The sequence below is a fragment of the uncultured Chloroflexus sp. genome (assembly GCF_937951745.1).
Classification (GTDB): domain Bacteria; phylum Chloroflexota; class Chloroflexia; order Chloroflexales; family Chloroflexaceae; genus Chloroflexus.
In genome coordinates this window covers 1-26984 of the sequence record NZ_CALFBQ010000001.1, presented here as the reverse complement: position 1 = coordinate 26984, position 26984 = coordinate 1, and the positions used below count along the sequence as shown (strand labels likewise).

The window sequence follows — 26984 nt, the reverse complement described above, 5'->3', positions numbered from 1 at the left end:
GGCGCGCCTCACCACTCCTGCGACCGATCGATCGTTTGCAGGTGTAGCAACAGGTCGGGGTAAATGAGATAGTGTCGTTGCAATGCTGGCGCGTCAATCATCCACACTATGCTGTCGGTCAGCGCCATCACCGTCATCCGGTACGGTTCACCCCGCAATGCCGCGCGCATCCCAAAGCAATCGCCGCTTCGCTCGCTGGTGCCGGTCGTCGTGCCGGTAAACGCTAATCGCCCTGACACCAGCAAATAGCCGGTTGCGCCAAGCTCACCCTGCCGGCACAGGGTTGTCCCCGCCGGAATGGCACGCGGCATAACATCGAGCGCCAGATCGAGTAACGTCGCCCACGGTAACTGCGCCAACGCCGGTTGTTGCCACAACCATTCGGCGCGGGCAAACGCATCATGCAACCCCAACCGGCGCGCCACGCCGGTAAACAGATCAGGTGCAATATGCAGCAATTGCGCTTCGCTGTGCGCGCGCATCGTGCTCGTGCGCGGTTCGCCGATCAAGGCCCCCCGCTCACCCAAGCTGTTGCCGCGCCCCAACAACCGCACCGGTTCGCCACCAACCAAGATTTCGACGATCCCGTGATGGATCACATACGCACTGCCGTCTGAGCCATCGCCTTCGTGGGCGATGGTGCATCCTGCTGGATAGGTGAGCACTGCACATTGCGCCGCCAGCTCCGCCCGTTCAGCCGCCGGCAAGCGGGCAAAGATCGGGCAAATGGTGAGGGTCTCAAACCGCTGGCGCTGTTCGTCATCGGCCACAACTTCTCCTAACCCCACCACATGCCCGCTCACCGCCACTTCCACCCGGCCAGCCAATTCATCAGCCACTTCCCAATCTTGGCGACTGGTATGGGCCAACACTAACCGCCGGCTCTTGGCACTCAGCTCACGCAAGAGTTGCGCTGTCGGCGTCGTGTGAATGGCACCGCCCCCCATATCATGCACCAGCACCTCTACCCCTTCGGCAAACTGGCGCAAAGCGGCCAGCCGCTCGGCGCTGAGCTGGCCGCTCTGATGCAGATGCTCTAACCACGCCTCGTCGTAGCGCATATCGCCCGAGTAGCCGATCCCCCCTACCCGCACTGCAATGGTCGGGATCGAATGCACCGCATAGGTCGCTTCAAACCGGTAGCCATGCACGTCCAACGGTTGGCCGGGATCAAGCGGGTAGAAGTCGAATAATTCGGCCACGTCCGCCGGCCGCAGATCGAGCATAGCCCCTAGCACGCGCAACAACGAGCGATAGATCGGCTGCGCCGTCACTAACTGCACCCGCTTGCCGCCGGTAAGAATAAGTTCTGGCAGACCGGCAATATGATCTTCGTGCAGGTGCGAGATGATGACCAAATCAAGTTGGCGCGGCGACAGGCCCAAATGCGCCAATCGCACGTTGAGATAGGCCGCCGCATCGAATAATAACGGTTGGCCAGCTCCTAGATAGGCTAGAAAACAGGTAGTGATTCCGGTCGGGTCAAACCCGTCGCTCCCGCCAATAAACTGTAACGTGATCGTCTGCCGCACCAACGGTCGCGGCGGCGCTACCGCCAAGGGGTGGGCCACACTATTGATCACGGCGGGAAGGCGCGCAATCTCAACGCCGTGCTCAAGGAAGCAAAAATCGCTCCCGTCATACTCGATTTGCACCGGCCCTAGATCACCACCACCTGTCTCCAATGCTACAATCGACACCATATCATCAACGGTTGGCGCGCGTCCGAGCGGCGGGTAGAACGCTACCGTCTCACATTCTTGCTGCAACCATGCCCCCGGCCACTCGGCGAGTGCTGCCGGGCCGTTGATCGTTTCGCTCAGCAACGTGCGCAAACGCCGCGCCTGCGCCGCCGTCACCGTAATCAAGGTCATCCGGCGCTGCTGCCCAAAAAAGTTGGCATAGATCAAAAATTCCACACTGGCGTAGTTGATCCCGCGCCGCACAAATCCGCGCGAACTGGGCTCGCTCCCCGCCGGCGCATCTGGCGGCAAGATAACATACGCCGGGAGCGGCAAACCCTGCGCTAACAGAAATTTCAGGCTCTCCGGCGGACTGTTGACCAATACATTGCCGGCTGCTGTTGTCACAATGTAGATGTCGTTGGGGAGACAATGCACCCGATCCGTCATCAAAGGTTTCATACCGTTCTCCTGCCGGCAACCGTGCGCCATTCTGTCTACTTAAACACCACCGCCAGCCAAATTGATCCACCCACACAGCGTCACTCAATGACCATGCTATAATTGGGTATAGTATAACCTTCTATGACTGAGGAGGCTAGGTCCTATGTCCGGCCATTCGAAATGGCATACCATTCGCCGTACCAAAGGCGTGAATGATCAACGTCGCGGCCAGCTCTTTACCAAATTGGCCCGCGATATTACAATTGCTACCCGCGAAGGCGGCAGCGGTGACCCCGATATGAACTTCCGCTTGCGGCTGGCAGTGGAAAAGGCGCGCGCCAATAATATGCCGAATGAGAATATTCAGCGCGCGATCGACCGCGGCTTGGGCAAATCAAACGAAGCCGCCCTCGAAGAGATTTTCTATGAAGGGTATGGTCCCGGCGGCGTTGCCATTTTGATCGAAGCCGCGACCGATAACCGCAACCGCACCAATTCTGAGGTGCGTGCGACCTTCAACAAGAATGGCGGTAACCCCGGCGAACCCGGTTCGGTGTCGTGGATGTTTGAGCAGAAGGGTTTGATTACTGTTGACCTCAGCGCCACCAAGCGCGATCCCGATGAGCTGCAATTGATTGCGATCGACGCCGGTGCCGATGATGTCGTGGTTGATGACGAGACGCTCGAAATTTATTGCGAATGGACGCAACTCAACGCCATCCGGCAAGCGTTGCTCGATCAAGGGGTGCCGATTAGCAATGCCGAGAAGATCATGCGCGCGAAGACACTCATCCAACCCGATGAGAAGGATGCGCTGGCCGCTCTGCGCTTGATCGAGAAACTCGAAGACCTCGACGATGTGCAGAAGGTCTATTCTAACCTCGATATTACCGCCGAGTTGGTGGCTCGCTTTGACTCATAACACGCGGTCAGCAGCAGTGATCACAAACTAGGAGAATTGTGCGCGCGCTTGGGATTGATCCGGGTACCGCAACGATGGGATGGGGCATGGTCGAGATCACGGGCGGTCATCTGCGCCTGATCGAGACTGGCGCCCTCACGACCCCCGCCGGTATGCCCCAGCCCGAACGGTTGTTGCAGCTCTATAACGGGCTACGCGCTATTATCGAACGCCTCCGCCCCGATACCGCCGCCGTAGAGGAACTCTTCTTCGGTAAGAATGTCAATACGGCGCTGACCGTTGGTCAAGCACGCGGGGTGGCGTTGCTGGCGCTCGCCCAAGCTGGTATTCCGGTGTATGAATATAAGCCGCTGGCGGTGAAGCAGGCGGTGGCCGGCTACGGCGGCGCTGACAAACGTCAAATGCAAGAGATGGTACGCCTGACCCTTGGCCTGACCACCGTGCCCCGCCCGGATGATGCCGCCGATGCGCTCGCGATCGCGATTTGTCACGCTTATACCGCGCCTAATCTGCAACGGTTCGGGTTATCGTCGTGAGATGGCCGCCACCGGAACACAGCGCTTGTCTCTCGCCGATGCACGCGATCACACGCACGAGAACATTACTTGTTTAAGACTAACTTTTTGCGTCTCTTTGTGGCTATTCCCAATCACCGCTATGGCTTCTCGTCGCCGTCCCGGCGCTCCCGCCGATTTTGAAGAGATCCGTCCTAACCTTTTCCTCATCCACAACCCGGCGCTTGGCCCTGTCTTGCGCGGTGAAGGCGAGCGCGCGGGGTTTCATTTTCACCTCACCAGTTGGCGGCGCGCCGGTCTGCTTGGCCGGCTCGCTAGCCGTGGCTTCGTCACCCTGACCATTCCCGACCGGATCGCTGCCCTGCCCGCGCCGCCATCGACCCAACTTGGCCCGCTGCGCCGCCTCGCTATCAGCGCCAAGCAACTACTCAGCGTGCTCGATCTAGCCGCCCCCAACGGCTGGCGCAACCTCCCAGCTACTCCCGATGGTGCGCTCGAACTGCCAGAAGGCCAGATCGTGCGCCGGCGTCACGGGCGTGGGCCGGCTGAATATCTGCGCATCACGGCCACCGGCTGGCAGGCGCTGCCCGCCGACGAAGCCATCTTGGCTGCTTATGGCCAATTGCCTGATCCGCCAACACTGCGCCTTGCTCCAACCGCTGAAGGCTGGATACTGCCTGACCTCCCGCTACCAGAGGCGTACCGCAAAGTGCTCGACATGATCGCGCAACCCCACCCCGCCGGCTGGCTGCTGGCCGGTAAGTTGGAGCGTGAGTGGGGTGAAATGGTAGTAGCCAAATTAGGCGTGAAGGTAGGGGCGGTTCAATGAACCACCCCTGAAACAGTGAGTGACATAGGGACAGAGCAGGGCTATGAACCTATGAACCGCCCCTAGCCGCATTACGGCGCGACAAACCGGCCCTGCCACGTCTTGATCTGCGCAATCGTGTCTTGCGCGCGCAAATACGACAACCGCGGACTCCAATCCGGGTTGAGGATCGCGAAAGCGGCTTGCTCGTGGTTCGGATTCCCCTGTTCGCCCCAGAGCACGGCAAAGTTAATATTCCAGAGGAACATATTGCCGACAAACGGATAGTTCTCGTAGACTCGCAACATCGCCGCGCGGATGTATTCCGCCTGCTGCTCAGGCGTCACGTAGTTACCAAATTCATAGCCCGGCGTGTTATTCGGTGTCGCCCAACCGTACTCGGTAATCCAAATCTCCTTATCGCCCATCCCGTACTGTTCCATCCACTTGCGCACATTCTCGACGTGGCGGAAATAGTGCGTCTCGTGGTCATTCCAGCAGCGATCGGGGGCCGGTGTGCAGCCGGGGATAAAGCTTGGATTATCAGGCCAGAGGGTATCAGGCGGATTGGCTGCGCCACCCGGATGTACCGCCTGCACGTCGAAGTAGTTGCGCACTTCACCATTGTTGTAGGTGTACATCAGGCGGTAGAACTCTTGATCTGAAAGCGCAATAGCCGGATTCGTCACCCCACTCGACGACGATGCGGCTGCGAGCACGATCGCATCCGGCTTCAGCGACTTAATCCGGGTGTACGCCGCCTTCAGAATCTCAACATAGTGCCCCACATCCTCTGGCACAATCTCACCGCCATTCTCCACAGCAAGGTTCGGCTCATTCCAGATTTCGTAAGCTTGAATCTTGTCGCCATAGCGGCGCACCATCTGCTCGAGGAAATTGGCTAGGGTTGCAGGATCATCGGGCAAGCCGTTCGTTGCATTGTAGGCCGTAGGTGAACGCACGACATTCACCAACAACTTGATCCCAAACCGGTGGGCAGCGTCAACGATCCGATCTAGCTCATCCCAACCGAAGATACCCTTAACAGGGTCCTCGATATCCATCCAAACCACCTGCTGACGGAACCAGTCAAACCCAGCATTTTTCGCCAATTGCAACACGCGATCGCGGTCAGTGTAGTAAAGATGACCGACGATCCCGAATTCTAGATAATCGGGGTTAATTGGCACTGGCGTCGGTTCCACCGGCGCCGCTGTGGGTTCAGCCGCTACAGCGGTCGGCACGCTGGTTGGCGCCGCCGTTGGTACCGGGGTCGGCAGCGTTGCTGTGTCAGTTGTGGCAACGATGGCCGCAGTTGGCACATTACTCACCGGCGGGCTAGCCGGTTCACTGCCACACGCAGCCAAGATCGCCGCCACCACCATGAAAACAAGCATGAGTATCTGCCAACGCCGTGCATACAATGTATTCATAACAAACCTCAATCGATCACATAGTGACCAAGAGGACACTTCCTCTGGCTAGGACGGAACGGAGATGCGCAGCGTGCTGCACATCTCCGTCATCACTTAATCTTTCGGCATTGCCTGAATGGCAAACCAAGCCGGACGCGGACTCCAGTCGCCGTTGATCACACCAAACGACGCCTGCTCGTGCAACTCATTCCCTTGCGCCCGCCACGGCACCGCAAAGTTGAGGTTCCAGAGGAACATTGCCCCCACCCACGGTGCATATTCGCGGCGACCGATCTGGAATGCACGTACAATCCACTCGGCCTGCTGTTCAAACGAGATCGAGTTACCATACTCGTAACCGGGGGTATTGTTGCGCGTTGCCCAGCCAAACTCGGTGATCCAAATCTGCTTATCGCCTAAGCCGTTTTGCACCAGCACATTGCGAATATCTTCCACCCGCCGGAAGTAGAACTCGCGGCTGGTGCGCCACTGCGGGCCGGGGCCGGGGCGGTCGGGCCAGAGTGTGTCGGGCGGATTGTATTGACCACCGGGGTGAACTCCGATCACATCAACGTTAGCGCGGAACTTAGGATTCGCGGCCATCGACGCCATATACGACGTGTCGCTCAGTGCGATTTTCGGATTGTTGGTCTCGGTGCTGGTCGGCGCACCGCTGACCACAATCGCCATCGGATCGTTAGCCTTAATCGCCTTGTACGCCACTTCGAGCAGATCAACGTAATAGCTCGCATCGGCTACTCGACCGCCAACGCCACCATCGCGCGAACAATCGCCACCATTCTCACAGGCGCGGTTCTGCTCGTTCCAGATTTGGTAGGCCTGCACCCGCCCCTTGTAGCGTTTCGCCATTTCGCCCATAAAGTAGGCGAAATCCTTAAAGTTCTCGCGCCGCGGCATGCCGTTACTGCCATTAGCAGTGGCCCAACTCGGTGCAGCAACCACGCTGAGCAACAAATTTACCCCTTGCCGGTTCGCATCAGCTACAATATCGTCAAGTTCCGCCCAATAGATCGCACCCGATCGATCATGCAAATCCATCCAGCGCACCTGCTGGCGGATCCAATAGATACCGGCGTCGCGGCTCATCTGCAAGACACGATTGCGATCTTGCCAAGCAGTACCTTGCCCGTACAGATGAGCGTTGAAACCGTAGATAAACGGACGCGGTAGCGATTGGTCAGCCGGGCGATAGTTAAACGCCGGATTGGTGCGATGGCGCAGATCGCGATACTCATTCCCCAACAAGCCGAGCAGAATGCGGTAGCGGGGGTCAGGCTCATCGGGGTGCCACTCCATACGTTGACGCTCGAAATACTGCACCCAGTAAACTTCGCCGGTGGCCTGATTACGCTCTTGGAACTGTTCTGAGAGCGGATAGCCAAACACCTCAAGGCCGCCGTTGTTGAGCCAGAATGTACGGAATGGCGCCGGATCATTGCGCAGTGTGTGACCGGTCTGGGCAAACCATGTGCCGTCACCCGGATCGGGCACGCGCTGGAAGGGCGGCTCATTCTCGCGCCCCTGTACCAAACGGCTGCCTAGTAATCGGCCCAGAACGTAGTAGCGATTATTCTGCGTGCCAAAATTCTCGGGGTGCTCTTCAAGAATGGCACGCTCGAAATACTGTACGCGGTAGAACTTACCCGGCTCGGTAAAGCTCTCTTCGATAAACGGCTCTGAGATCGGGTAGCCGAGCACGAAGAGCGCATTGGGTGTATTCTTCCATGCCTCTAGAAACCAGTTGACCGCGCTATGCCCGGTTTCGGGAAAATAACGCGCCTGATACGGCGGATAGGTATCGGGCACGCCGCCCTGCGCTGCGCCGGGCTGCGGCCACGCCAGCAATGAAACCGCCAGTACCAGTAACCCCAGCGCAGTAAGGATCCGTCGTGTCATGCAAAATCTCCCTTACTTCATCACTCCGCGCCATTGCGGCAGGCTCGCGGTGATCAGCCTGCTTCGTTCATAGTAGCTAATCCTCACCGAAACCGAACTGAGCTTTTCCTGATACGTGACTGGCAAATCACATGCAAGCTGACACGATACTCGGTGAAGAGCCACGGCGATTATACCCGCCTGTCTGATTCAACGTCAAGCGCACAGCATCAGTTCCCAGCGTCAGCACAGTCTGCCTAGAGATGCCTCCGCCACAGCCCTTTTCTGCCGCGCAAGCGCAAATCCGCCGCCTTAGTGCAACAAAACCTATGCCCTAAACGTACAATGTCACGGCAACACGTACCGGACACCACGATCAGCAGCCCCCGCAGTGAAATGGAGATCGTATGAACACCCCATTACAGGCGCTCAGAGTCATCGCTACATACTTCATTTCGATCACGATTTGGAGCCTTTTCAACATCCATGGTTTCGCGCTTACTCTCCGGCAAGCTAGCGGGCATGTGGCGGCACAATGGCGTGCTCTCCGGCGCGGCGTTGCCTATGATGAGACCTTTGCCGTGCAATTACCGTTTCACGGACGCTGGAAGGTGTTTAACGGCGGAGTCACTCGCCAGACATCCCATTCTTGGAGCCTTATTAGCCAGCGGTATGCGTATGATTTTGTAATTGTCGATGAAGCGACCGGTTTGACCTACCGCGGCGATCCGCGCCAACCGGCCAACTACCTTGCTTTTGGGCAGCCGGTGCTAGCCGCTGCCGATGGCGTGGTCGTCGCTGTGCGCAACAACATTCGCGACGATCCCCGCGCCGGCACGGGCTGGATCGATATCACCACGCCAGATTTACGCGGCAACTACGTCGTGATCAAACATCACGAGCACGCCTATTCCCTCTACGCCCATTTGCAGCAGGGCAGTGTGTGCGTTGCTCCCGGCACACCCGTGCGCGCCGGCCAACCGATCGGCGCCTGCGGCAACTCTGGCCATTCCAGCGAACCGCACCTGCACTTTCAATTGCAAGATCGAGCCGACTTCTTCACCGCCGTCGGGCTACCGATCGCCTTTCGCCATGTGCTGCGCAGTGACCGCAACGGCACTGCTTGCCTTGCCCACGGCTTCATTCAGCGTGATCAGACCGTGGAGCCCGCTCAAGCAGACTGCCCAGTGCAGACCGTCGAAACTGTCGCCGTAGCCAAACCGACGATTGGCGAATTCTTTGGGGGAATCGTGACATTCGGGTTGGTCATACTCGGCCTCTTCGCTATCATCGCGCGCATCATTGAGGCCGTGATCTGACAGCGCCGCCTACGACTCAATCGGCGCCTGCACCCGTGTGACTTGGCGCAGGCGAGGCGACTGTTCCCACAGCCGTTCACGGTTCATCATTCGCACAAACGCATCGACCACTGCTGCATCCCATTGCGTACCACGTCCCCGCAGCAACACTTGGAGCGCTTGTTCCGGTTCCATCGCGGCACGATAGGCGCGATCGGCAGTCAGCGCCTCGAACGTATCGGCCACTGCCAAAATTCGCGCGCCGAGCGGAATTTCATCACCCCGCAGCCCCAGCGGATAGCCATTGCCATCAACCCGCTCGTGGTGAGCAGCGATGATCGGCAACACATCACGCAATCCACGGATCTGCTCGAGGATACGAACGCCAATCTGCGGATGCTGACGCATTTGGATCAACTCTGTCGCATTGAGTGGCCCTGCTTTAAGCAAGATGTTATCACGCACACCTATCTTACCAATATCGTGCAACAAACCGGCGTAACGAATGCGCTCAATCTCGGCCTCATTCAGCCCCAATTCCATTGCCAACCGCACTGCATAGCGCGTGACTTGGCGCGAATGGCCATAGGTATAAGCATCGCGGGCCTCGATGGCGCCGGCCAGCGCCGCAATCATCTGCTCGTGCTGATCTTTGAGTGCGCGATACAGGCGGGCATTGTCAAGAGCGGCGGCGATCTGCGACGCAAAGACTTCGATCAGGTGCCGTTCGGCGGCATCAAAGGGCGGTTGTTCATCAGAGCGAGCCAGATCAAGCATGCCAATCACCCGATCGCGACTGCGCAACACCACTTCGATCGAGCGTCCCTGCGATGTAGCAGGTAAGGCGACGAGGCGCCGATGAGCAGCGGACAGCGTCTGTTCATCGACCTTGACCAACGGCAGATTATTACCCGCAGTGGAACCGATGAGCACGACTAAGGTCTCATCATCGGCATCAACGAGCGACAAGCTGATATGGATTGGCGCAAACCGCCGACCTACGAACTCGACCAAGCGAGCGGTCTGCTCTTCAATATCAAGTGAGGTAGTGATCGCTTGACTAAACTGGTACATCAACACGAGATCCGACAGCCGTTCTTTCTCGTGCCGGATCCGGCGTATCTCCAGCGCAGTACGGATCGTTTTTTGCAACTGCTCGGCATCAACCGGCTTGGCGATGTAATCAAGCGCACCAAGCTTCAGCGCCTCACGCGCCGTTTCAACCGTTGCATTCGCCGTCATGACGATCACATCGGTATTGAGATAATGAGCGCGCAGATGATGGATCAAGGCAATGCCATCGACGTGAGGCATTTGCAGATCGGTCACTACCAGATCAAAAGGTTGCTGTTGCAGAATCGTGATTGCTGCCAGCCCGTGTTCGGCGACAACCACGTCATATGCACGCCGCAGGAGGAGACGGCAAAACTCGCGGATATTGGTCTCATCTTCCACAATGAGGATCCGGGGGCGGGTAATCGAAGCAGGACTTGCATAATCCGCCATACGAGAGGCTCCTCAGCTCGACAATAAGCAGGCGCAGTGCATGATCAGTTACTACCCTAAGGGTAGTATAACCATGCCAACGTTGCACCAAGACTACAGTAGCGACGTAGCTGATGACAATATTGCCATTAACATGCTGATTTGAAAGTGCCGCTGATCATCCCGTGGGCGACGCCGACGCTCACGATTCTGCTTGATTACGGCGAGCGAAGTAATTTTGCAACCGCCGCTCAAGCTCATCAAAATCGAACGGTTTGGTTAAATATTCGTTCACACCAGTGCGAAAGGCATTCTTCTCGGTGTCGGGAGTGCCGAAGGCCGTCACCATAATGACATAGACTTGCGAGCGATTCTGGCGAAGCGTGCGCACAAACTCAATCCCCCCCATACGCGGCATATTCATGTCAGTGATGATCACATCACAATCATGAACCGCCAACTTCTCAAGGGCATCAATCCCATCTTCGGCTTCGATGACATTGTAGCCGCTATTCCGCAACAAAAACCGGTACAATCGGCGCGTTGCGGCATCATCTTCAACAACCATGATCGTGGGTGGCACGGCGCACTCTCCTCGTCTGCTGGGTTCGCCCTAACTGACGTGAGCCAGATTCTCTTTCAAGATCGCGGCTGAACGCTGGAAGAGCACGACTTCTTGTTCCGACAAGGGCAAATTGAGCACCTCCTCCGCACCATCGCGACCGACAATCGTTGGCAAGCTAATCGCAATATCGGTTACGCCATACTGGCCAGTCATTAAACTGCTAATGGTCATCACCGTATGCTGATCGCGCAACACCGCTTCAGCAATCGCGAGCAAGCCCAAGCCAATGGCATAGTAGGTCGCCCGTTTACGCTTAATAATCTCATAGGCGGCATTGCGCGTCTGTTCGAGAATGGCATCGAGCGCCGCTTGATCGTACCCCTGCCCATTTGCGCCGACAAAATCAACCAGCCGGACACCGGCGATATTCGCTAGGCTCCAGAGGGCGAGTTCGCTATCACCGTGTTCACCGACGATATAGGCATGCACCGAACGTGGATCAACCCCGTAATGTTGGCCGAGCAAGTACCGGAAGCGGGCGGTATCAAGGATCGTGCCCGACCCGATCACCCGATTGGCTGCCGGGCCAGCGATCTGAGCGCCGATCGTGGTGAGAATGTCAACCGGGTTGGTGGCAACCACAATAATGCCATCATCATTGGCGGCAAGAATGGCCGGGATAATCTCGCGGAAAATGGCGGCATTGCGGCCAAGCAGGTCGAGGCGGGTTTCGCCGGGCCGCTGGTTGGCACCGGCAGCGATGACGATCAGGTCTGCGCCAGCTAGATCGGCGTATGTACCGGCGTAGATCCGCATCGGGCGAACGAAGGGCAAGCCGTGGTTAAGATCCATCGCTTCACCTTCGGCGCGGGCATGATCAATATCAACCAGCACCAACTCGTTGGCGAGGCTACGCTGCATCAATGCATATGCGAAGGACGTACCGACCATGCCCGTACCAACCACGCCCACTTTACCGGTGCGTTTTCGTAAACTCATGCAAAGCCTCCTCATTGTTTGCACCATTATCATACCATATCGTATTGGTGATCGCGTATGAGGAAACGGTTGCAGTGCATTACAATCCGGAGGAGTCTTCAATTTGTTATCTGGGGTGAGCGAAGATATGGGGAACGGCGGACAATCGTCCGCCCGTACCTCAACGGTACGCCGCTAGATCGCGTTCTTCAATCGTCGGCATATATCGTGACATTTCAACCATCTTGAAGATCTTTTGGTGATGAGGGGTTACGTTCATTGCGAAAAGCTGATACCCCGATTTGCGCGCATTCACCACAAATTTCAGCAATGCTGAAATACCGGCTGAATTGATAAACGAGACTTCACTAAAATCGAGCACGGTAATTGGACGCATCTCTTGGCATTCAGCAGCAATGGCGGCAGCCGAGATTGCGTCAACGCTCGTGGTCAGGATGTGCAGCACCACCACATCACCAAACTCTTCGCGCCGAATAATGTCGCTCATTGTTGCCGATCCTTCCGATACAGACGGAGCGTGAGCACCGTTCCTTGCTGTGATGAATCCACTTCGTAATCGTCCACCAGCGCGCTAATCAGATACATCCCGAAACCGCGCAAGTAGCCGGCCTCGAGCCGTTCATCATCAATCACATGCCGCGAGAAATCGAGCCGTTCCACCCCCCCACCTTGATCGCTGATCCGGATTTCAAGCTTATCGCCATCAATATCAAAGATCACGCCAACCAGCTTGGCCGTATCACCGCGGTTGCCGTGATCAATCGCATTATTGACCGCCTCGCTCACTGCGAGTTTCAGATCTTCGACCCGTTCGGGGCTCAGCCCGGCAGCACTACCGATTTCAGCAGCACTTGCACGCACGACTCGTTCAAAGATCGGAATTGATGGAATACGCAGCTCTACTCGTTGCATGCTTTTGCCTCTACGCACGTTGCTCGGTTCGCTTCCCAGCGTAGTGTAACGAATGACACGAACCAGAGTATTGCCATTGTTACGAGGACAGCCGCGGGGGAGCAGGAGATCGTGACCGGCTTGCCCCATTCATTGCTGACGTTTGGCGCACCAAATGATCGTACCGGCGGAGATAGGCCTTGCCTAACGAGGTATTGCCAACCTGCAAATAGCACGCACCAAGGTAATAGAGTGCTTGTGCATGGCGCGGGTTGCGACGCAAGACTTTCTCAAACAACGGGATGGCACGGGTTGGTTCGAGCAATTCTTTATAGCACAGCCCTAACATAAACTGGGTTTCGACATCGTCGGGCCATTGCTCAAGCACCTGTTGAAACTCACGCGCGGCCAGATCGTAGCGACCGCGCCGGATGTACATGTAACCTAGATCGAAGCGTAACGAATGGGCATCAGGAGCTAATTGAACGGCTTTGCGCCACGCGGCCAGCGCCCACGTATCACGCCCCAACGAATTGTAGACGAAACCAAGCAGGTAGTGAGCCTGCGCATCGGTTGGCATCAGTTGTACTGCCCGCTCGAACGCGCGCGCCGCCTGCGCGTTCATTCCCATGTCGTAGAGCAGTTTGCCCATCTGCAAGAAGAGCTGGCCGTGGTGCGGATTGAGGCGGGCGCAGGCGAAGAGAATTTCGTAGGCTTGTTTCGGCTTCTTCTGCAAACGCAAGATGGAGCTCATGCGTAATCGCGCGTCAACATAGTGGCGATGTTGCGGCGGCACCTGCTCGTATTCTTCGTAAGCTTCCTCAAACCGGCGCTGACGCGCAAGCAGGTTGCCCAGCAGATAGCGGGCAGCGTATTCTTGTGGCCGCCATTGCAAGAGGGCACGATAGATCCGCTCGGCCTCTTCTTCGTAGCCTTGTTGCTTAAGGGCTTGGCTGAGACGATAGTACCACTGCGCTACCTCTTCTTCACTGCGGTTGACCAGCGGCTCGTCGGGCACCGGCTCGGGCGAGACGAAGGTCGGCTCAACCCGTAACGCCTCGGCAAAGCAACGCTGAGCCAATTCATGCGCACCGTGACTCTGGTGCATCAAGCCCATGTAGTAGCGCGGCTCGGCGGCTTGCGGGCGAGCGTTGCAGGCGCTGCTAAAGTGAATGTACGCCCTCCCGGCGTCGTCAATCCGCTGGTAGCAGCGGCCAAGCGCAAAATGAGCTTCGTAGAGGTTGGGGTTGTGTTCGAGCGTCTCTTTAAACGCGGCAATCGCCCGATCGATCTGGCCGAGCGCGGCAAACGCTACCCCAAGGTTGTAGTGCGCTTCAGCCAATTGCGGATCGGTTTGCACTGCCTCAAGATACTCGCGCAACGCCTCTTCCCAATGATCCTGAAACGCGAGCGAATTGCCGATATAGAGGTAGATGATGGCCCGTTCCCGCTCGTAGATTTGGGCCTGCTCTTCACCATCAACATACGCGGCAATGAGCGCCGCTTTGAAATGTTCGATTGCATCGGCATAGGCCGCGCGCAGGTATGAACGCATCCCCTGACTAAACGCCGCCCCCAGCCGTGTGCCGGTCATGAAACGCTCGCTACCGCTAAAGGTGTCAAGGTCAAGGGGCATAAATTGGAGTTCGTTCGTTGATGCCATAGCTCACCTTGGCGACCAGATAGATGCTGATTTCTACTATAACATGCCCCTCGCCCTCCGTATATTGTAGAATCGTCATTTAGAAGTATACGACAGTATATAGTTTTCTTCACGATTGGCGTGGTTGGGGCAAACACGCGCACCTATCCCAACCACGCCATCCCGGCGATTAGGCAACCTCGCGGTAATCATCTAACGTCAACCGGATCTGTTGGATCAACTCGCGCGCCAGGCCACGTCCCAACGTAGCCTGTGCCGGCGCTTGTAGGCGGGGCAACAGTTCGCGCCATGCCTCGGCGTCAGCCGGAACATCACCGGCGAAGAGGGTATCCCATAACGGTTCGAGTCGATCACTGCCGACGACATCCGCGATGACACTGCGGATTTCCGCAGTGAGATCGAGCAAGCGCCGCCGCAAGATTACCATAGTCACATCATCGCTCAGCACGCCGTTTGTCCACGCCCGCACTTCATGCACGAGCGCAGCAGCCAGCGCGCGCGGTTTGCGCTGCGGTTGGGCCATGACTAACGCGGCCAGCCGCTCGAAGCCTAAGATTTGGCCATCGGCGCGCTCGGCTTCGATCAGGCCATCGGTATAGAGCAACAGGCTCTCACCGGGAGCAAGGGCGGCGCTTAACTCGGCATATTCGCTCTCATGATCCACTCCTAACGGCAACCCGCTGACTTCCAGCTCACGCAGCTCGTCAGTTACTATCAGTGGGAAGGTATGCCCGGCGTTAGCGCAACAGATCAGACCGCTCTGCGGTTCGAGCTGCAAGTAGAGCATGGTCACCATGCCATGCGGAATCTCGCTCAACACACCGCGATTGACAGCAGCCAACGTGGTCGCCGGATCAGCGTTACGGCGCGCCTCGTGCCGAAAAACGGTGCGGGCCACGGCCATGCGCAATGCGGCGGGCAAGCCCTTACCGCTGACATCACCGATCATGATGCCGTGCCGCCCATTGGCCAACGGCAAAAAGTCGTACAAATCACCGCCAAGATCGCGAGCCGGCAGCGAAATGGCCGTTACTTCCCAGCCGGGCAGATGCGGCGCCGCCTCTAACAACAAGCCCTGTTGAATATCGCGGGCCAATTGCAATTCTTGTTCGATCTCACGCGCCCGCCGCTGGGCCGCTTCATCAATGACCGGCGCTGGCATCGGCGGCGACGGTGGCGGATCGGGCGGCGCGGCGCTACGCCGTGCGGTAATCAGGCTGCGCGGGTGGTGTGCCAAGAGACTCGGCCACATCCGCCGCCGGATCACGAGTTCGGATAACACTCGACCGTTACGGGCAGCCATTTAACGCTCTCCCTCGAGCCGGTCTATCCAACGCCGGCAACTCTCGACCAGCCAATGGGCAGCCACACCTTCAAGCAGGTGATCGGGCGGTAACGCGGCCAACAATCGCTCCGCATTCCGGTATTCACGCACTGCATCCGTTATCCGTCCCGTTTGGCGGTAGCACTCGGCAAGGTGAAACGCCACCAACGGCGACTCGGTGCTCAAATAGCGCGCCCGTTCAAAATGGCGAATGGCCAACGGCAGTTGTTGCTGCCGCTCGTAAATCAACCCAAGCAAGATGTGCGCCTCAGTGACCAATGGATTCAATTCGAGGGCGCGGCGCGCTTCGGCCAGCGCCAGATCGAGATCGCCCCGATTAGCATGGGCCTGCGCCGCTAATGCCAACACTGCCGGCGCGTGGCGTCCGGCCAACGGTACGCGGGAAAACAAGTCGAGCGCCGTCTCAAGCTGTCCGCTGTCGATCAAGCGCCGGCCCTCGTTCACTACCGTCTCATCGGTAAACAATGGCGCACCTGTCACCGATTGCGTCGCGGGGCGTAAGCGCCCCGATCGAGGCGACTGGATGGGCCGTTTATCTGCCGGCACAACTGTTGCGCGTTGCCGTGGCGGATCTTTCCGGTACAGAAACGCGCCATTAACCGCAACCGGACGCAATCGGTCAAAGATATTCCACAACGTTTCGGAAAAACCGAGGCAGAGGGTGCCGCCGTCGGCCAGAATGTCATAGAAGCGCGCCATCAGGGCGCGGCAGGTATCAAGCGAGAAATAGATGGTCACATTTTGGCAAAAGAGAATGTGCGTCCCGCGTGTAGCCGGCGGGAAGGGTTCCAGCAAGTTATGCTGCACCAACGACACCAACCGGCGCACCCGTTCGTGGACAGCCAAGCCATCTCCGGCAGGAACAAAGAAGCGCGCGCGCTGCGCTGGCGTCACATTAGCAAGCGCGCGTCCACGATACACGCCGTGGCGCGCCTTGTCAAGCGCGGTGGCGCTGAGATCAGTGGCCAGAATCTCGACCGGGCGCGGCAGCGGTTCCCCTAGCGCCTCGAGCGCGGCGATCGCAATCGAATAAGGTTCTTCGCCAGTCGCACAACCGGCACTCCAGATTTTGATCGGCGCTCCCGGCGGCAAGGTGGCGTGCAAGGCGGGCAACAAGGTTTTGCGCAGCGCCTCAATATGGGGCCGATTCCGAAAGAACACTGTCTCGTGATTGAGCAACAGCTCGGACAGTTGTTGTAATTCAGCGCGGTCGGCGCTCAGCACCAGATCAGCCACGTACTGTGCCGGCGCGCGCCGCACTACCTCGGCGCGCCGTTCGATCGCGCTGCGTAACGTCATCAGCCGCGCATCGTCAAGCACCACGCCGCAGTAGCGCGCCAACACATCGCGCAAGGTACTCAGCGATTCAGGCGGCACTGTCATACGATGCTCGCAGAAGCAGAGAACCGTTCACGCAACACGGCAAGAATCTGATTGGGCGACAAAACTAGTTCCGCCGCTCCTAATTCAATCGCCGCCCGCGGCATGCCGAAGATGGTGCAACTCGCCTCATCTTGGGCGATAGTCAGCCCGCCAGCCCGCCGGATAGCGCGCATGCCCACTGCGCCATCGCGCCCCATACCGGTGAGCAAGACCCCTACCGCACTCGCGCCGTACAATTCGGCAACTGCGGTCATGGTAATATCGATCGATGGTCGTTGGATCAGCAGCGGCGACATGCTCAGCCGCACCGTCCCATCAGGTTTAATCAACATATCAGCCCGATCAGGTGCAAGCAGGGCCACGCCGGGGCGTACCGGCCTCCCCTCGGCAGCCAGTTCGATCGGAATGGCACTTGCTTCGGCAAGCCATTCGGCCATCCCGGCGCCAAACCCTTGCGCAATATGCTGCACAACCAACACTGCCGCCGGAAACTGCGCCGGCAAGCCAGCTAATAATTGGCGCACAACCTTGGGGCCTCCCGTAGAAGCGCCAATCACGATCACTGGAAATTGACCGGGAGCGAGCCGCGGCCTACGCACGTGATGCGGCGTGTCAGCAAGCGCGTTGCCGATTTCAGGCGGTGGATGACGGCGACCGCGCAGATGAGTGACCACCTTCACCCGCGCTAGCAACTTCACGCGCCGGATCAACATCCGGCGCAGATGGTCAAGCGATCCACTATCGGTTAAGCTCGGCTTCTCCATGACCTCAAGGGCGCCGGCGGCCAACGCTTCAAATGAGGTATTGGCGTCTTTCCCGCTGACCGCAGCCGATAAGACCAGAATTGGTGTCGGATGGTAAGCCATGATCTGGCGCGTCGTCTCGACGCCATCGAGCACCGGCATGCGCACATCGAGCGTGATCAGATCAGGGCGAAGTTCGGCGGTCAGCGTGATCGCTGTCTTGCCATCACCAGCTTCACCGACAACCCGAATAGCCGGATCGCTTTCCAGCATTTGGCGCAACAAGCGCCGCATCAGCGCCGAGTCATCAACGATCAGGATGCGCAGCGGGTTGGTCATGGGTATCTACTCGCCGGGTATGCCGCCGATTGGCTACGCTGCTATTCCATATCTAATACCAACCGCACCCGATTAGGCAGATTGAGGAGATCGATGTCTTTGTTCAAATAATCATCAACGCCAGCCTCAAACGCAGCCCGTTTGTCATCCGACGAGGTGAGCATAATGATGCGCAAATCGTCAAGGGCCGGATTCTCGCGAATGCGCCGGCACACCTCGTAGCCATCAATGCCGGGCATCTGTACATCGAGCACCAGTAGATCGGGCGGCTCGGCGGCAATTGCCTCGAGTGCCTCTTCACCGCTATGCGCAAGCTGAACGGTGTAGCCGTACATTTCGAGCCGCATTTTGACAATATCGGTGACGAGACGGCTATCATCGACGACCAAAATGGTTGGCATAGCTACTCCTCGTGGCCGAGCAACTGCTGAATGACTTTCAGCAAGCTGTCTTGATTAAACTGGCTCTTCACGATGTAGGCCTGCGCCCCTGCTTCAAGACCGCGACGACGATGTTCTTCAGAGGCAAGGCTGGTAATTAGTACGACCGGCAGCTCCGAGAGGGCTAACTCGCGCCGGATCCGAGTCGTGAGGGTAAATCCATCGACACGAGGCATCTCGATATCACTTACTACCAGATCGTAGGTCGTGGAACGCAGCCTGTCAAGCGCATCGGCCCCATCAATCGCCACAGTTACCTCATAGCCGGCCGATTGCAGAATACTGCGTAGCAGTTCGCGCGTCGTGAACGAGTCATCAACCACGAGTAAGCGTGCTCGCCGCGATTCATCGCGCAGTGACTGGCTGAGCACTGGCAGCGCTGCCGCGCGCCGCGCGCCGCCTTCGATGAGTTGGAGCGGATTGATCAGCAAGGCGAGACCGCCATCACCGAGTTGCACCGCGCCACTTAAGGCCGGACGGCGGGCGAAGAGCGGGCCAAGCGGTTTGACAACCGCCTCGCGCTCGTCGAGGAGATCATCCACCAACAGGGCAATGCGCCGTTGGCGCGCATTGAGTAACAGCGCCGGCGCACGCGGATGGCGCACGAGCGGCGCGTCGACGTTCATGCCCAACAGTTCGGCCAGTGACAGCAGCGCTACGGTCTGCTGTTGATAGGCAATAGTCGGTTGGCCATCGATTAACTGTACCTGATCGCGCCGCACCCACAGAATACCCCGAATCGTCGCTGCCGGCAATGCTAACATTTGGCGACCAGCCTGCACCAACAACACCCGGCTAGTGATCAACGTGAGCGGGATGGTCAGGGTGACGGTCGTGCCTTGGCCTACGATTGAATCGACCCGTACCTGCCCGCCGAGTTCGATCAGATTGGCGCGGACGATGTCCATCCCAACGCCGCGACCTGAGATCTCGGTCACGGTGCGGGCGGTCGAAAAACCCGGCTGGAAGATCACATCCAGCGCTTCTTGCGTATCAAGTTGACGTGCCCGTTCGGCGCCCAACATCCCCAGCTCCACCGCTCGCTGGCGCACCCGTTCGGGATCAATCCCACGCCCATCATCGCGGATCTGGATGCGCACCTCATTGCCAGCCGACTCGGCGCTGATCTGAATCAAACCGACGGGCGGCTTCCCGGCGGCAACCCGCTCATCCGGCGCTTCTAGCCCGTGATCCACCGCGTTCCGCACCAGATGCACCAGCGGGTCACTGATCACTTCCAGCACCTTCCGGTCGAGTTCGGTCGTCTCGCCGCGGATCTCGATCGTCGCCTGCTTGTTCGTCGCCGCTGCCAGATCACGCACAAGGCGCGGCAGGGAATTGAAGATCGTCGCAATCGGCAACAGCCGTACTGCCATGACCTCTTGCTCAAGATCTTTGACCAGCATCTGCTGGCGAGCCAGATGGCGATCGAGCCGGTCGCTCTGGCGTTGCGCAAGATCGGCCAGCGCAGCCTGCGCGTCTCGCAACGTCGCCAAACGCGCATCCAGCGCCTGACGCTGGGTGGGTGAAAACCGCAACCGGGCCAATTCCCGTTCCAGCGCCTGCACCGCGCGCTGTTGGCGCTCCACCGCCTCTTGCAACCGATACAGCTCCTGCCCAACCTCTCCTAACCACTGCTGATTAACCGCCAACTCGCCGGCCAGATTAAACAGCCGGTCGAGCCGGTCAACTCGTACCCGCACGGTCTGGCGAGCTGCACGCGGTGCCGGTTCAGCCAGCGCCGGCGGTGGTTGCGGCGCGGCTGCCGGTGGTGATGACGGCGCGGCTGCCGGCTCAGCCGGGCTAGCGGCGCCTAACGCTTGCACAATCTCAGGCACGGCAGCCAGCGCCGGGGCCGGCATCTGGGGCGCCTCAGCCACCAACTGTCCAATCAGGTCGCCACCGCGCAGCAGCAAATCAGCCAATGGTCGATCCAGCGTACACCGTTCTTGACGGATCTCACCCAACACGTGTTCAATCGCATGCGCCACCTGCGCGATCGGATCGAAACCAAGCATGCGAGCCGCCCCCTTAATCGTATGTACCGCGCGAAAGGCACGATCTAACTCGCTGCGACGCAGCGTTTCGCCAGCTTGCCCCTCGATCGCCAGCAATGCATCGTTCAAGACGCGCAGGTTATCAGCCGTCTCATCACGAAATTGGGCGTAGAAACTTGTCAGATCCATACGTTGTCAGCGATCCCGCCACTGCGCGGGACGATCATTATCAATATTCGCAATCCCGTGCAGACGGGCCGCGATAGCAGTCAGCTTTGCGGCAGACTCGGCCATCTGGCGCGCGCTGAGCGCCGACTGACGGGCCACCTCGGCAATCTCGCGCATCGTCTCGACCACCTGCTCGCTAGCGCTCTGCTGCTGCGCCGTCGCTAGTCCAATCTCAGCGGCAGCCTGCGCAGTACGCTCAGCCACCATCACGATGTTGTCCATCACTTGACCAGCGCGATGGGCCAATTCAACGCCACGCTCAACCTCTTTGCTGCCCTCTTCAGCCGCTAACACTGCGGCGCTGGTGGCTTGCCGAATCTCGGCAATCACTCCTTTCACCTCTTTTGCGGCAGCCAAAGTGCGATTAGCCAGACTCTTGACTTCAGCGGCGACAACAGCAAAGCGGCGACCGTATTCGCCGGCGCCAGCCGCCTCGATCGCTGCATTCAGCGCCAGCAGATGCGTTTCATCCGAAATATCGTCGATCAAATCGATAATCTCGCCGATCTGCTGCGAGCGCTCACCCAGACCAAGCACGCGCGCCGAAATATCCTGCACCCGCTGGCGGATGCGTTCCATCGCCTGAATACTTTGGTCAACTGCTTCTTGACCACTGCTCAGTTGCTCAAGCGTTTGCTGAGCCGCTTCCGAGACATGTTCGGCCGCTTGCGCAATTTGGCGAGCGGTGCTGCCCAACTCTTCAATTGTCGTCGAGACTTCCGAGACAGCACTGGCCTGCTCGCTGGCGCCGCCGGCCTGTTGTTGCGAATTGGCTTGCAGCTCGGCTGCCGCTGCTGCTAGCTCACTCCCCAACTCAACCTGCTGGATATTCTTCTCCATCAACGTTTCAGTATTGCGCAGCAGCTCTTCAGCGCGTGAATGCGACTCGGCCAGCGCCCGGCTCAAATCGCGGCTACTAAGCCATGCCAGCGTCCCGATCGCACTGATCGTCAGAATCAAAAAGAACGAATCAATGACTACATTATCTTCAAGAAACGGTTGCACCTGCGAAAACTGCTCAGCAAGCAGCAACCCCACATACACCAACACCCCGGCAAGGCTGACCAGCAACGTATCTCGCCCGCTACCGAGCAAGCCGGCGGTGACAATCGGCACAAACAGCACCACAACCCGCGCCCCATCAGCGCCGCCAAACAGCAAGGGCACCATCGCCGCGCCGGCCACCATCGCCAAAAAGAGCCACCGCCGGCCTAAAATAGTTTGCTGTTGCCGGACAAACCACGCTGCTACACCATACATCGCAAGGCCAACCAGTGTGACCAGACTAGCCAGCACCAAGGTGGTCAGATCAACGCGGCTCATGAACCACAAAACCATCCCAAATAGCCAAAAGACCAGCAGCACCGCAACGCTGACGATGATTAACCAGCGCAACATCACGCGATTTTCGCGTAAGGCCGAGAGTTCAGCAGACGAACCAACGGAGATTCCCGAATTCATAACGCTTCCTCAAGCATGAGCCAAACGAAGACCCAAAGCGAGATCGGCAGCCATCCGGCGCAGATCAAGGGCAATAACCGGCTGATCATCAAGCAGAGCCACCCCGTTGGCCCAAGGCAAGCGTAACCGGGCCGCTAGAAACGGCGCCAGCGGCATAATCACCGGCGTTTCAGCCAACAGATCAACCCGCGGCACCACGAATTCCACCACCCGCCGCCGCAAACCAATCGTGAGGGCATGCAACCGGCTCAATGCCGGCGGATCAGCAGGATCAAGCAGCGGCCCTAGGTGATGGCGAATAATGCGACGTCCACGCTCGTCGTGATCGGCCTGAGTGGCCAAACCAACGCTATCGACGTCGTGCTGCCGGCACACGTACCGGCGAGCAACGGTTTCGATGAGCAAGATCACGCTGCCTCCTGCACCAGCGCAAACAATGCAGCCGGATCAAGAATTGCCACCGGCTGATCATGATGGCGATAGAGGGCATGGATCACTCGTTGCGCCGGGCCGGCTACATGCACCGGTGGCGGCTCGATCTGCGATGGCTCGATCGCGATCAAATCATCCACGGCATCAACCAGCAACGCAGCGTCAATGCCGCTGTGATGCACCCAAATCAGGCGCGTGGCGCGATCGGGCGCAGCGGCGACCAGCCCCAGCAACAAGCGCAGATCAATGATCGCCAAAATCTGCCCACGCTGGTTAATCACACCGGGCAGCAGCGGCGGCGCCCCCGGCACCGGCGTCGGCAATCGCCAGCGGATAATTTCGCGCACCGACGCACTAGCCAGCGCATAGCGCTCGGCGGCGACCCGAAACAAAAGGTATGCGGTGCTGGCAACTGGTTGGGTCGGTGAGGTTTGCATACCTGATCGCTACGTTTCAGAAAAAGCGACATTACCGGCGATTATAACGTGTTTTGTGGCGGTTGACCAAATCTCTGTGCGCATGAGTTAGCTGTCGAGCGGAAAAGGGGAGATCAGTGGCGTGCGCGAGAGCAGCCGCTTTGGGTGTGAGCGCGAGTTACCAATACGTGCAGGATCAGCACTGCACAACTGCTAAAAGAACTTCACGCCTTAGCCGTTACAGAAACGTTCAGAGAGAACACCATATCCCTGCAACGCTTCTTGCGCGTGCGTCAACCACCAAGCTGCGGGCAGCAACGGGTAAAGACGCCAAGATCCTTGGAGCTGAGAAGAGAACCTTTTGCCACGAATGTATCCACTCTCAACACCCAGAAAAGACTCCTGCCCTAATTACAAGAGACGAACCGTATGCCACACGTATCTCAGAACTTCAACGGTACCTTCTCTTCCTCAAGCCACGACTCTTGCTTGGCCAACGCCTCGATAGGCTCGATAGGAAGGTCGGCTGGACGCGCATTTTCCAAGATTTGCTGATAGGGTTGAACCAGCTCCCACTGCGGGCCAACAATGTAGCCACCGCCGGATTCGGCGATAAGGCCCTGCTTCCGCATCGGTTTCAGGTAAACCTCCTCAAAGATCTCAAAGGCCACACCCTGTATGAGATTCCAATGTTCGGGATGCTCCAACAAGCGGCCATATAGCTCCTTGGCGGAGATCGGCTTTGGAGGGTCAAGCAGGTCTAGAATGGCTCGAGTCACGCGGCTGATCGCCAGCGGCATTACCGGCAGGTCCACCCAATAGCCATCTTCGGCGGTGTAGCGCACGCACTTCTCGGCGTCCTGATTCTCAGCTTGGACGTAGTAGAGCCGGGCCACGTTGCCGGAGAGCATAGCGGCCAGTTCTAGGGCAGCATTGATGACGTTGTTGCCGCCGGTCAGGTTGGCCCACATCTCCTTGCCCTGCCCACCGACGCCGGCCAACGCGGCCACCACCCGCACCACCCGCTCGTAGGTGCTGCGGATGTCGCGGCGGTCCACCTCGCACCAGAAGAGGGTGCCCTCGCGGCGACCACCGCTGATAGCCGGCCACTCGCGGCGGAGCAGCGCGTGCAGCACTTCTTTCATAGGGCCGCCCTTTACCTCTGGCCCTTTGGCGATGCGGCCGGGCGGATTGTCCACATAGTCAAAAGCCAGAACCTTGCCGTCCAATACCTCGCGCGTGGTAAAAAGGACAATGGCCTGCACATCGCCGACCTTCTCGCCCGCCTGTCGCTGGCGGGCCTCGCCGGAGCGGGCGAAGAACCGCTGGTCGTCGGCGTTCCAGCGCGTGTAACGATGCGCCAGATAGGTCAACGGCCCGATGACGGTGCCGGGCGAGCGGCCTAGGCCCATGAGATGGTAGACGCCCATACGTTACCTCCACTACATATAGGGCCGAATTTGTTCAGCAAACATGCGAAGTCGTTCAGACGTTCAAGAAGATCGTACAAACGACTGCGGTCTACAGAAATGTATTCGCGAACGAGAATATTACGCAAACCAACCATTCCCACCACCGTTTTCGCCACATCACCGCTTACTAATCCAGCTCGGCTCAATAGCTCGACACGTTCGGCGTCTGTGGCAGACGCATCCAGATTTCTCGCACTAGCGATATGGCAACTCAGATCAATGACTATCTGAATGGCTTCCAGCAGTCCATACCGCAACGCCCATTCCAAATGAGGCTCGCGCCGCACGTCCTCACGTGTGTACGTCTAGCGAAAACGCGCCAGCTCGCGCACATTCACTTCGAGGCGCAACAATCGTTCACGCATGAGTCTCTCCGGCGCCGAAGCGGCCGGCGTTCAGACGCGCTTCAAAGGCGCGTGCAACCATTGACCGCAGGAACGCCGTATCGAGATATCGCAGTATGATATGAGTCTTGCAATTTACGAACGTTTCCCGTCGGCGACAGAACAGCAACGAGCCTTCGGCGACGACGTTGTAGGCGAGGGCAGGATGGCGTTCGAGCGCAGTGTTCAAGACGAGCACATCCACTGCCCGACCGAGGCTGCACTCGAGCGCTGCCGTAAGCTGCCCGATCTCCAAGAGGTCAAGGGGCCGCGCGACAAAAATTGCAATATCCACATCGCTCCACGGTTTCGGCTTCCCCCGCGCAAAGGAACCGAACAGAAGGGCGAACTCGATGAAGTCGTGAGCGGCCAGCAGGTCGCGGGCCTTTTCAATTGCGATCATAGGCAGCCTCAAGGATTGTCGTTGATCGAATGTTCACCGTAGCGGCGCAGGTATAAGATGCCATCTTTGGCCGTACAACTGACCCGCCGACCTTGATTTACTCTGAAATGACCAATAGGCCGACCATCGCTAGTCTTCTTGCCAGTATAAATGTCATACTGAAGGCCGCCATCTTGCTTGAGCGCAGCGGTATTGCCACCATGATATTCAAGCAGATGGGCAACCTTCGCAAGGGTTTCTTGCAGCTTTACTCGCTCTTTCTGATCAGCCTGCTTAAAGTCGCGCTGGAAGGATTCGTCATAGTGCAATCGCGGAAACTGCAGAAGCGCTTTGCTCAAGAGTTCATGCCGCACGCGACTCCAGATGAGCTGACCCCAACCTGAGAGACAAGCATCGCCCTTTTCGTCAATGTCGAGCAAGCTGTCAGGAATGGTAGCCACTTGCGCGCAGGGGAAGATGTGGCCCTCGGCCATCATCGCCAGCTCCACGCGATGGTCGCGCAAGGCAGCGAAATCCACCTGAATAGGAAGCCTTGGGATGGACACGAGCTGTTCACTGCCCTCAAAGATGTACACCATCTCGTCGGCGTAGAACATTCCCATGACGCTGAGATAGCCTTGCAGGCTCTTGAATGCTGCGGTGAGGTTGAAGATCACGCGGTAGCCCTCCTCGCGGCGGCTGGGCAGAGTCTCCTCGCACCAACAGATGAGCGCTTTCATACCGTTAGAGAATGCCGCCGGCGTCGCCGTGGACAGCTTTTCAGGCACGTAGACATACACGCTCAGGTCACATTCCCTGAGAAAGTCTTCGATCACCTCGGCAGCCTTGCGGCCCAATGCGGTGTCGGTGGCGATGAGGCAGTGCGTGTCGGCCTTCCCGGCTTCTAGGTTGTTGTTGTAGATGCCATAGATACCGTTCAGCTCGGCGCTGATGCGCCGGCGCTCGGCTACGTCGCCTTGCTGAAGGCGATCCGCCGCTCGCAGCATTAACTCATCGGCAAACGCTGCCAAATCGCTGCTCAACTGCTGCGCGTTAGCCGCTTGGTTCAGTTGCTGACGCCAAGCGCCCTCCGACGGGTCGAGGATGTTCAAGAAGACCGAGATGCCTACGGTGCTAACGATGAGTCGCTTGTGAGACATAGGGACTCCTTTGGTGAGTGAAGGGTACTGTAGGCGGGTGGGCGAAGGCGTTGCCTTTGCCAATCTTACGGACGCTTTCTCTCTTTTTTCTAACTCTTACGATCAACACCCAATAGCTTCACCGATCTTACGGGCAAGTCGCTCGGCATCTGCTGGTTCTAACTTTGAGGCGTTACTATCAAAATTCAGCTCATCAATCACCTCTGTGTGTGTAGCATTG

At 58.2% G+C, this 26984-nt stretch carries 25 protein-coding genes; 4 read left to right on the top strand and 21 right to left on the bottom strand.

All coding sequences use genetic code 11. From position 1 onward, the window contains the following. Positions 1-8: 8 nt before the first annotated feature. Positions 9-2144: a cyclic nucleotide-binding domain-containing protein gene (locus tag Q1A59_RS00125; protein ID WP_299643287.1), complete on the bottom strand. Its 2136-nt coding sequence runs from the start codon at positions 2142-2144 to the stop codon at positions 9-11. Positions 2145-2289: 145 nt separating this feature from the next. Here Q1A59_RS00125 and Q1A59_RS00120 point away from each other — a divergent pair, with 145 nt between their 5' ends. From Q1A59_RS00120 to Q1A59_RS00110, 3 genes are all read left to right on the top strand, one after another. Then, positions 2290-3048, top strand: coding sequence for a YebC/PmpR family DNA-binding transcriptional regulator (locus Q1A59_RS00120; RefSeq protein WP_298405191.1), 759 nt, complete (start codon positions 2290-2292; stop codon positions 3046-3048). Positions 3049-3086: 38 nt separating this feature from the next. Then, positions 3087-3584, top strand: coding sequence for a crossover junction endodeoxyribonuclease RuvC (gene ruvC / locus Q1A59_RS00115; RefSeq protein WP_298405194.1), 498 nt, complete (start codon positions 3087-3089; stop codon positions 3582-3584). Positions 3585-3705: 121 nt separating this feature from the next. Continuing rightward, a complete protein-coding gene (locus tag Q1A59_RS00110) occupies positions 3706-4392 on the top strand; it encodes a hypothetical protein (protein WP_298405197.1) in 687 nt (228 codons plus the stop codon). A 71-nt stretch (positions 4393-4463) separates the two neighbouring features. On the opposite strand, the gene Q1A59_RS00105 is transcribed toward Q1A59_RS00110, so the two are convergent. Both Q1A59_RS00105 and Q1A59_RS00100 read right to left on the bottom strand, forming a co-directional pair. Next, entirely contained in the window at positions 4464-5804 is a 1341-nt protein-coding gene (locus Q1A59_RS00105) for a cellulase family glycosylhydrolase (protein WP_298405199.1), read from the bottom strand. 96 nt (positions 5805-5900) lie between these two features. Beyond that, positions 5901-7703 carry a hypothetical protein gene (locus Q1A59_RS00100; RefSeq protein WP_298405201.1) on the bottom strand — a complete coding sequence of 601 codons (1803 nt, stop codon included), beginning with the start codon at positions 7701-7703 and terminating at the stop codon, positions 5901-5903. A gap of 386 nt (positions 7704-8089) precedes the next feature. Between Q1A59_RS00100 and Q1A59_RS00095 the strand changes: the two genes are divergently transcribed. Further along, positions 8090-9001: a M23 family metallopeptidase gene (locus Q1A59_RS00095; protein WP_298490197.1), complete on the top strand. Its 912-nt coding sequence runs from the start codon at positions 8090-8092 to the stop codon at positions 8999-9001. 9 nt (positions 9002-9010) lie between these two features. Here Q1A59_RS00095 and Q1A59_RS00090 read toward each other — a convergent pair whose 3' ends face one another. The 18 genes from Q1A59_RS00090 to Q1A59_RS00005 form a co-directional block, all read right to left on the bottom strand. Continuing rightward, positions 9011-10486 (bottom strand): HD domain-containing phosphohydrolase, encoded by a 1476-nt coding sequence (locus tag Q1A59_RS00090; protein WP_298405206.1) that lies wholly within the window; start codon positions 10484-10486, stop codon positions 9011-9013. A gap of 181 nt (positions 10487-10667) precedes the next feature. Then, a complete protein-coding gene (locus tag Q1A59_RS00085) occupies positions 10668-11048 on the bottom strand; it encodes a response regulator (RefSeq protein WP_298405209.1) in 381 nt (126 codons plus the stop codon). Between the two features lie 30 nt (positions 11049-11078). Continuing rightward, the gene (locus Q1A59_RS00080; RefSeq protein ID WP_298405211.1) at positions 11079-12029 is read right to left on the bottom strand and encodes an L-lactate dehydrogenase; all 951 of its coding nucleotides are present in this window, start codon (positions 12027-12029) and stop codon (positions 11079-11081) included. Between the two features lie 160 nt (positions 12030-12189). After that, positions 12190-12516, bottom strand: a complete 327-nt coding sequence (locus Q1A59_RS00075) for an STAS domain-containing protein (protein ID WP_298405214.1) — start codon at positions 12514-12516, stop codon at positions 12190-12192. Next, positions 12513-12941 carry an ATP-binding protein gene (locus Q1A59_RS00070; protein WP_298405216.1) on the bottom strand — a complete coding sequence of 143 codons (429 nt, stop codon included), beginning with the start codon at positions 12939-12941 and terminating at the stop codon, positions 12513-12515. Before Q1A59_RS00070 ends, Q1A59_RS00075 begins: the two co-directional genes overlap by 4 nt. A 79-nt stretch (positions 12942-13020) precedes the next feature. Next, entirely contained in the window at positions 13021-14583 is a 1563-nt protein-coding gene (locus Q1A59_RS00065; RefSeq protein ID WP_298405218.1) for a lipopolysaccharide assembly protein LapB, read from the bottom strand. 169 nt (positions 14584-14752) lie between these two features. Next, positions 14753-15886 carry a PP2C family protein-serine/threonine phosphatase gene (locus tag Q1A59_RS00060; RefSeq protein WP_298405220.1) on the bottom strand — a complete coding sequence of 378 codons (1134 nt, stop codon included), beginning with the start codon at positions 15884-15886 and terminating at the stop codon, positions 14753-14755. After that, positions 15887-17311 (bottom strand): CheR family methyltransferase, encoded by a 1425-nt coding sequence (locus Q1A59_RS00055; protein WP_299643278.1) that lies wholly within the window; start codon positions 17309-17311, stop codon positions 15887-15889. Further along, a complete protein-coding gene (gene cheB, locus Q1A59_RS00050) occupies positions 17308-18393 on the bottom strand; it encodes a chemotaxis-specific protein-glutamate methyltransferase CheB (RefSeq protein ID WP_298482604.1) in 1086 nt (361 codons plus the stop codon). Before cheB ends, Q1A59_RS00055 begins: the two co-directional genes overlap by 4 nt. A gap of 41 nt (positions 18394-18434) precedes the next feature. After that, the gene (locus tag Q1A59_RS00045; RefSeq protein WP_298405228.1) at positions 18435-18794 is read right to left on the bottom strand and encodes a PleD family two-component system response regulator; all 360 of its coding nucleotides are present in this window, start codon (positions 18792-18794) and stop codon (positions 18435-18437) included. A gap of 2 nt (positions 18795-18796) precedes the next feature. Continuing rightward, entirely contained in the window at positions 18797-21019 is a 2223-nt protein-coding gene (locus tag Q1A59_RS00040; RefSeq protein WP_298405231.1) for a hybrid sensor histidine kinase/response regulator, read from the bottom strand. A gap of 6 nt (positions 21020-21025) precedes the next feature. After that, positions 21026-22519: a methyl-accepting chemotaxis protein gene (locus Q1A59_RS00035; protein ID WP_298405234.1), complete on the bottom strand. Its 1494-nt coding sequence runs from the start codon at positions 22517-22519 to the stop codon at positions 21026-21028. 9 nt (positions 22520-22528) lie between these two features. After that, complete coding sequence (locus Q1A59_RS00030; RefSeq protein WP_298405237.1) at positions 22529-22930, bottom strand: hypothetical protein; 402 nt, start codon at positions 22928-22930, stop codon at positions 22529-22531. Then, positions 22927-23388, bottom strand: coding sequence for a chemotaxis protein CheW (locus tag Q1A59_RS00025; RefSeq protein ID WP_298405239.1), 462 nt, complete (start codon positions 23386-23388; stop codon positions 22927-22929). The genes Q1A59_RS00030 and Q1A59_RS00025 overlap by 4 nt, the downstream gene beginning before the upstream one ends. 422 nt (positions 23389-23810) lie before the next feature. Then, the gene (locus Q1A59_RS00020) at positions 23811-24797 is read right to left on the bottom strand and encodes a hypothetical protein (protein WP_299643270.1); all 987 of its coding nucleotides are present in this window, start codon (positions 24795-24797) and stop codon (positions 23811-23813) included. Beyond that, positions 24770-25126, bottom strand: a complete 357-nt coding sequence (locus Q1A59_RS00015; protein WP_299643268.1) for a type VII toxin-antitoxin system HepT family RNase toxin — start codon at positions 25124-25126, stop codon at positions 24770-24772. The genes Q1A59_RS00020 and Q1A59_RS00015 overlap by 28 nt, the downstream gene beginning before the upstream one ends. A 70-nt stretch (positions 25127-25196) precedes the next feature. Continuing rightward, on the bottom strand, positions 25197-25625 hold the full coding sequence (locus tag Q1A59_RS00010) for a type VII toxin-antitoxin system MntA family adenylyltransferase antitoxin (RefSeq protein ID WP_299643265.1): 429 nt from the start codon (positions 25623-25625) through the stop codon (positions 25197-25199). An 8-nt stretch (positions 25626-25633) separates the two neighbouring features. Further along, positions 25634-26764, bottom strand: a complete 1131-nt coding sequence (locus Q1A59_RS00005) for a putative CRISPR-associated protein (RefSeq protein ID WP_299643262.1) — start codon at positions 26762-26764, stop codon at positions 25634-25636. Positions 26765-26984 lie beyond the last annotated feature (220 nt).

What these genes read in the sequence shown, in the direction of transcription:
- Q1A59_RS00120 (WP_298405191.1), top strand. Translation starts at nt 2,290, where the DNA reads ATGTCCGGCCATTCGAAATGGCATACCATTCGCCGTACCAAAGGCGTG.
- Q1A59_RS00075 (WP_298405214.1), bottom strand. Translation starts at nt 12,516, where the DNA reads ATGAGCGACATTATTCGGCGCGAAGAGTTTGGTGATGTGGTGGTGCTG.
- Q1A59_RS00045 (WP_298405228.1), bottom strand. Translation starts at nt 18,794, where the DNA reads ATGCCAACCATTTTGGTCGTCGATGATAGCCGTCTCGTCACCGATATT.
- Q1A59_RS00035 (WP_298405234.1), bottom strand. Translation starts at nt 22,519, where the DNA reads ATGAATTCGGGAATCTCCGTTGGTTCGTCTGCTGAACTCTCGGCCTTA.
- Q1A59_RS00040 (WP_298405231.1), bottom strand. Translation starts at nt 21,019, where the DNA reads ATGGATCTGACAAGTTTCTACGCCCAATTTCGTGATGAGACGGCTGAT.
- Q1A59_RS00125 (WP_299643287.1), bottom strand. Translation starts at nt 2,144, where the DNA reads ATGAAACCTTTGATGACGGATCGGGTGCATTGTCTCCCCAACGACATC.
- Q1A59_RS00005 (WP_299643262.1), bottom strand. Translation starts at nt 26,764, where the DNA reads ATGTCTCACAAGCGACTCATCGTTAGCACCGTAGGCATCTCGGTCTTC.
- Q1A59_RS00090 (WP_298405206.1), bottom strand. Translation starts at nt 10,486, where the DNA reads ATGGCGGATTATGCAAGTCCTGCTTCGATTACCCGCCCCCGGATCCTC.
- Q1A59_RS00080 (WP_298405211.1), bottom strand. Translation starts at nt 12,029, where the DNA reads ATGAGTTTACGAAAACGCACCGGTAAAGTGGGCGTGGTTGGTACGGGC.
- Q1A59_RS00060 (WP_298405220.1), bottom strand. Translation starts at nt 15,886, where the DNA reads ATGGCTGCCCGTAACGGTCGAGTGTTATCCGAACTCGTGATCCGGCGG.
- Q1A59_RS00025 (WP_298405239.1), bottom strand. Translation starts at nt 23,388, where the DNA reads ATGCAAACCTCACCGACCCAACCAGTTGCCAGCACCGCATACCTTTTG.
- Q1A59_RS00065 (WP_298405218.1), bottom strand. Translation starts at nt 14,583, where the DNA reads ATGGCATCAACGAACGAACTCCAATTTATGCCCCTTGACCTTGACACC.
- Q1A59_RS00095 (WP_298490197.1), top strand. Translation starts at nt 8,090, where the DNA reads ATGAACACCCCATTACAGGCGCTCAGAGTCATCGCTACATACTTCATT.
- cheB (WP_298482604.1), bottom strand. Translation starts at nt 18,393, where the DNA reads ATGACCAACCCGCTGCGCATCCTGATCGTTGATGACTCGGCGCTGATG.
- Q1A59_RS00110 (WP_298405197.1), top strand. Translation starts at nt 3,706, where the DNA reads ATGGCTTCTCGTCGCCGTCCCGGCGCTCCCGCCGATTTTGAAGAGATC.
- Q1A59_RS00055 (WP_299643278.1), bottom strand. Translation starts at nt 17,311, where the DNA reads ATGACAGTGCCGCCTGAATCGCTGAGTACCTTGCGCGATGTGTTGGCG.
- Q1A59_RS00105 (WP_298405199.1), bottom strand. Translation starts at nt 5,804, where the DNA reads ATGAATACATTGTATGCACGGCGTTGGCAGATACTCATGCTTGTTTTC.
- Q1A59_RS00100 (WP_298405201.1), bottom strand. Translation starts at nt 7,703, where the DNA reads ATGACACGACGGATCCTTACTGCGCTGGGGTTACTGGTACTGGCGGTT.
- Q1A59_RS00020 (WP_299643270.1), bottom strand. Translation starts at nt 24,797, where the DNA reads ATGGGCGTCTACCATCTCATGGGCCTAGGCCGCTCGCCCGGCACCGTC.
- Q1A59_RS00070 (WP_298405216.1), bottom strand. Translation starts at nt 12,941, where the DNA reads ATGCAACGAGTAGAGCTGCGTATTCCATCAATTCCGATCTTTGAACGA.
- Q1A59_RS00010 (WP_299643265.1), bottom strand. Translation starts at nt 25,625, where the DNA reads ATGATCGCAATTGAAAAGGCCCGCGACCTGCTGGCCGCTCACGACTTC.